Below are 4227 nucleotides of genomic sequence, written 5' to 3'. Positions count from 1 at the left end.
CAGAGAACATTCGGCCTCGGCGCCTTGAACTGGCGGTTGACGTGATCCAGCGGGCATGGCGCAGCCTTGTCGCTGATCGTGGTTTTGACGGATTTGCCCCGAATGACCCCTTGCAAGCCAATGTCCCGCATCAATCGCGACACTGTGCAACGGGCAACATCAAAGCCTTCGCGCTTGAGCTGCCGCCAGACCTTGCGCGCGCCGTAGACGGACAAGTTCTCCTCGAACACGCGCCGGACCTCGATCTTCAGCATGGCATCCTGCCTAGCGCGGGCCGACAACTTGGCCGGATCGCGCCGCTTGGCGACATGAGCGTGGTAGGTCGAGGGGGCAATCGGCAACACCTTGCAGATCGGCTCGACCCCATGCGCCCCACGATGATCGTCGATGAAGGCGATCATGGCTTGGACCGGCGGTCGAGCTCCGCCATCGCAAAATAAGCGCTTGCCTTACGCAGGATCTCGTTGGCTTCCCGAAGCTCGCGGTTCTCCCGCTCAAGGGCCTTCAGCTTGTCGGCCATGTCGGTCGGAACGCTGGGCCGCTGCCCGCTGTCGATCTCGGCCTTCTTGACCCAGTCATGCAGCGTCTGCGGCGTGCAGCCGATCTTCGCCGCAATCGAGGTCACTGCCGCCCAGCGCGACGGGTGCTCGCTTCCGTGATCCAAAACCATCCGAACCGCACGGGCCCGGACTTCGGGTGAAATTGTTCGTCGTCTTGCTCGTCATGGCTCCACCTTCTCAAGAGTTGGAGCCTCCGGCAATCCTGGGGCGGTTCAATCTGACAGCCAGGTCCTATTTCCGCTCCTGTCTCAATTACGCATAGCGGCCCAACCTCCATCGTGGAATGAATCTGCACGCCGTCAGCAACGATTGCGGAAGGGTGAACACCAGGAGAGGGCGGCGGTGCAGGATAAAAAAGCGCGGCAACGCGGGCCCAGGCCGCATATGGTTCGGTCGTTATGATCGCCACCGTCGCCCTTGGTACTCGCGACGCCATGTCAGGATGAACGATCACCGCGCCGGCGGTAGTCTGATCGAGTGCCGACGCGTATCGCCGATTGTCAAGAAAGCTCACTTCATAAGCGCCTGCCGTTTGGAGAGGGGCCACTCCTTCAAGGAGTAATTCGCGCCCATCTCCGAACCCACCAGCGGTGCTCGCAACTACTTCGACTGAATACGGGCCAGCTCGTCGAAAGAACCTTGAACTCCCAAGCCCAGCTACAGTCATGCTTTTGCCCTCTACAAGGCCCACTAACGTTTTCTTCTGCTTCTATGTCAAGTCTTGGTCGACTATTCGTTTTGCGTCGCTACAGGCTCGCCGCTAAATTCCAGCTGCGTAAGCGCCTGCTATGGGAAGGCTATCTTTACTACTGTCTCAATTAAGTACTCGCGGATCAACGCACATCGTTCACGGCTAAACGCAGGCACTCCACCGGGTGAGCGAGCGGCTGGTCTCGCAACGCACCGGCATCAACCAGACTCGCGCGTTGATGCCTAAACGCGGGATCGCTGTGCGCCAAGGTATTGGCTTTGCCGCCCAGGAAAGGAACACTGAGGCGTGCACGCCGAAAAGCTGCTAAGGGCCAACGAGAGACTTTTGGCAAATGCACGATTAGCGGACTCTCCCATAAGCAGCACCTGAATGCCGTTTATGACGCAGGGGGAACGTTGTGATAATCTTGAAATTGGTCGCGCCGAGAATGCTGAAATTTGCAATCGCAGCCGTCGGGAGCCATTGCCGACTTCAATTCATCGGTAGTTGAAAGCTGCAAGGCTTTGATCTGTAGCAACTTACGCGCTTGCAAACTGTCTAACATAGACCACGCTCCGAATGCGGACTACGTGCAATGTCAAAAGCTGCGCTGGATAGCACCCCACAGCCAATGTTCGATCCTGTCGCATTCCTTGGCAAGCCAGCCGCGGGCGTAACGCTGGAAAGATTTCAAGTAGGCCAGAGGATCTATGCCCAAGGCTAATCTTCTCGATTTTCACCCCATACAATATGAGGCCACCGGCATCGCTTAAGTAGCGAAGCGGGTAGATCGCGGGTAGCCGTTGCTTGTGTGGAGCTTTCGGCCTCGACTCGGCGCCTCAGTCAAAAACTATATCATCAGCTATCTCTGCCGTGCGCGTCGACATCCTATGATAAAGTTCTCGGTCGATAACCGCGCGTAGAGTTGGTGCTGTGACTAGGTCGCTGCGCGTCATCAACTCCCGAATTTCGAACCTGCCTTCGATGCTGATCGTCTTCAGAGAGGCTATTATTTCAGTAACCTCGCTACCGGTCCCGAACGGCAGGAGCAATCGTTCATATTCCACCCTATGGCCGGCGGTGTCCTGAAGCTCGGATACAGTGTAGACCGGGCATCGTCGCGCGACGCATAGATAGTAAACCGGCATGACAGTAGAGGCAAACCGCGGGCCCACGTACTCGTCCAGGCTGCGCCCTTTCCCGGTCTTGCCATAGGCGGCGGACATGCGCGTGCCTTCGCTCTGAATGGTGAGAACGGGTGGCCAGTTGGTAGTATTGACGGCGTAATAAACGAGATCGTCTTCTTCTTCCTGAAGGCGGCTTGGCAGGTATTCTGAGAGACCGGGGAGGCGGCTCTCACGCGCGTACAGCCGAAGCCACGTGTTGAGAAGATCACGCTGGCGGATCGCCCTCACAACGGATGGCGCTGCGCTCTGAAAGTCCATAGCTGACACGCCTTGAAGCTTATAAATCAGCAGGCTAGCCCGCCTCAGCTAAGAGCCCGTTAACACCTTGTGACTTCGTCTTGGGCCGATCCGTTCGGCTGTAAAATCTTTGTCCGTTTGCGTCAGGATCGGCAACCGGTGACCGCCGGCGGTTACTAGGCTAGAACGACGAAGGCCGCAGCGGGAGGTTTAACCGCTGCGGCCCATGCCGTGTCAAAAGATCCGGGTGAAATGATCTAAGTGAGGTATGCGCCAGCCCCGGTAAGGAATCTTTAACCGAAAAGACCGGTGGCAGCGAGTGATTTTTCGCGAGTTCCGAACCGGGAACTTTCGGTAACCTTATCGGCCAGTCGCCCCCAGCGCTCTAATCCGAAATTGGATCGGCTGCTGGGGGCTTTCGGGGCTGGAAAAGAAGCCGTGCCATGTTCGCTCTCAAGATGCAATCCTTCGAATGACGCCAATAGCGGAACGGTATGTTCGCCTGCGGGAACGTCGGCAGTTACGGTCGCAAAAACGAGTGCCAGCACCTTAGAGAGGGCTGGCTCTTGACCGGGGTTTACAAGCGTCATCGCCGTCGCTAGTTTCGGCCTATTGCAGATCCGAATTTTCGGCGGGGCGCGTAATGTCGAGTGCGATTGAGTTGATTGTGAGCGGGTATGCCAAGCTTCAGGACCGGCAGGCTTTAGAAAATCTGAAATCGCATCGCCAGCGTCTGGCAGCCGAGCTAAAGTCCCGAGCAGGTTTCGATGTGCGGTCGTCGATCTCTCATGTCGAGCAGGACATTGCCGCCATCGAGGACGGACTTCGGACGCTTCCAGGTCCTGTGGTTGGTTGATGCGCGACCGATAGACGGGAATCGGCTAAGTGGTCCGCACGATCGGTGCCCGCCGATCGTCAAAAATCTCAGTTTCAGCCTTCCCCCGTCGCCTCCTATGTCGGCAGGTTTTTCTTTTGCTGGAGAGCGGGCCCCGGCTGGGGGGCTTTGGGGGCCGGGGCCGCTCCGCCGGCCCGGCGGCGGGCCAGCGTGATTCAAGAACCGAAGATGGTGAAAAGTTCCCAGGCGCGGAACTCGGGAAATCTAGGAACTGAAACGCCCCGATGCAGTTAGCGAGTCGTTTGCCCTTGCTAATGGAACACTCAGATGCGGGAGCGTCGCAGAGCGAAACAAACCGGCTCCCTAGAAGAACGAATGGCCGAGCAAGCGCCAAACTTAAAGAACAAGCCAGCCAGTTGCCCGCGGGGCCGGAACGTGAAGCGCTGCTCAAACGCGCCCGGATTGCCGAGACCGGCGCCCATCTGAGTGATTGGCTACAGTCGCCGGGCTTGCTGCCCCCTGACTGAATATACGTCAGTACGATGATCTGCTTCGGTCGTTCCAACGTATAGATGGTAAGCGGGGCTGCGAGGCCCATCAGATTGTTTGTGCGTAGACCTGTGAGCGCCGTTAGAAGAGCCATCTTCTGCAAGGGTGCTCACAATGGACGACCATTCGGACGACATAAGACGACCGTTGTCACCGCGCATAGAAGTG

3 protein-coding genes, 2 pseudogenes and 1 other annotated feature are annotated in these 4227 nt (G+C 57.7%); of the genes and pseudogenes, 2 read left to right on the top strand and 3 right to left on the bottom strand.

Annotated features, from left to right (window positions below; translation table 11 throughout):
• Positions 1–670, bottom strand: a pseudogene (locus JQ621_RS35200) (IS3 family transposase); the annotation flags it as partial.
• Positions 327–443, bottom strand: a sequence feature (AL1L pseudoknot). Its footprint overlaps the pseudogene before it by 117 nt.
• Positions 622–1227, bottom strand: a complete 606-nt coding sequence (locus tag JQ621_RS36100) for an LpxD N-terminal domain-containing protein (protein WP_409334268.1) — start codon at positions 1225–1227, stop codon at positions 622–624. The pseudogene JQ621_RS35200 and the gene JQ621_RS36100, both read right to left, overlap by 49 nt.
• 193 nt (positions 1228–1420) lie before the next feature.
• On the opposite strand from JQ621_RS36100, the pseudogene JQ621_RS35190 reads away from it, so the two are divergent.
• A pseudogene (locus JQ621_RS35190) lies at positions 1421–1564 on the top strand (IS110 family transposase); the annotation flags it as partial.
• 526 nt (positions 1565–2090) lie between these two features.
• Here the strand turns inward: JQ621_RS35190 and JQ621_RS35185 are convergent.
• A complete protein-coding gene (locus JQ621_RS35185; protein WP_212241793.1) occupies positions 2091–2696 on the bottom strand; it encodes a PAS domain-containing protein in 606 nt (201 codons plus the stop codon).
• 622 nt (positions 2697–3318) lie between these two features.
• Between JQ621_RS35185 and JQ621_RS35180 the strand changes: the two genes are divergently transcribed.
• Entirely contained in the window at positions 3319–3531 is a 213-nt protein-coding gene (locus JQ621_RS35180; protein ID WP_212241792.1) for a hypothetical protein, read from the top strand.
• Positions 3532–4227: the final 696 nt, after the last annotated feature.

Origin of the sequence: Bradyrhizobium manausense, from assembly GCF_018129685.1 — a bacterium.
GTDB lineage: Bacteria > Pseudomonadota > Alphaproteobacteria > Rhizobiales > Xanthobacteraceae > Bradyrhizobium > Bradyrhizobium manausense_D.
This window is presented reverse-complemented; position numbering and strand designations above follow the sequence as displayed.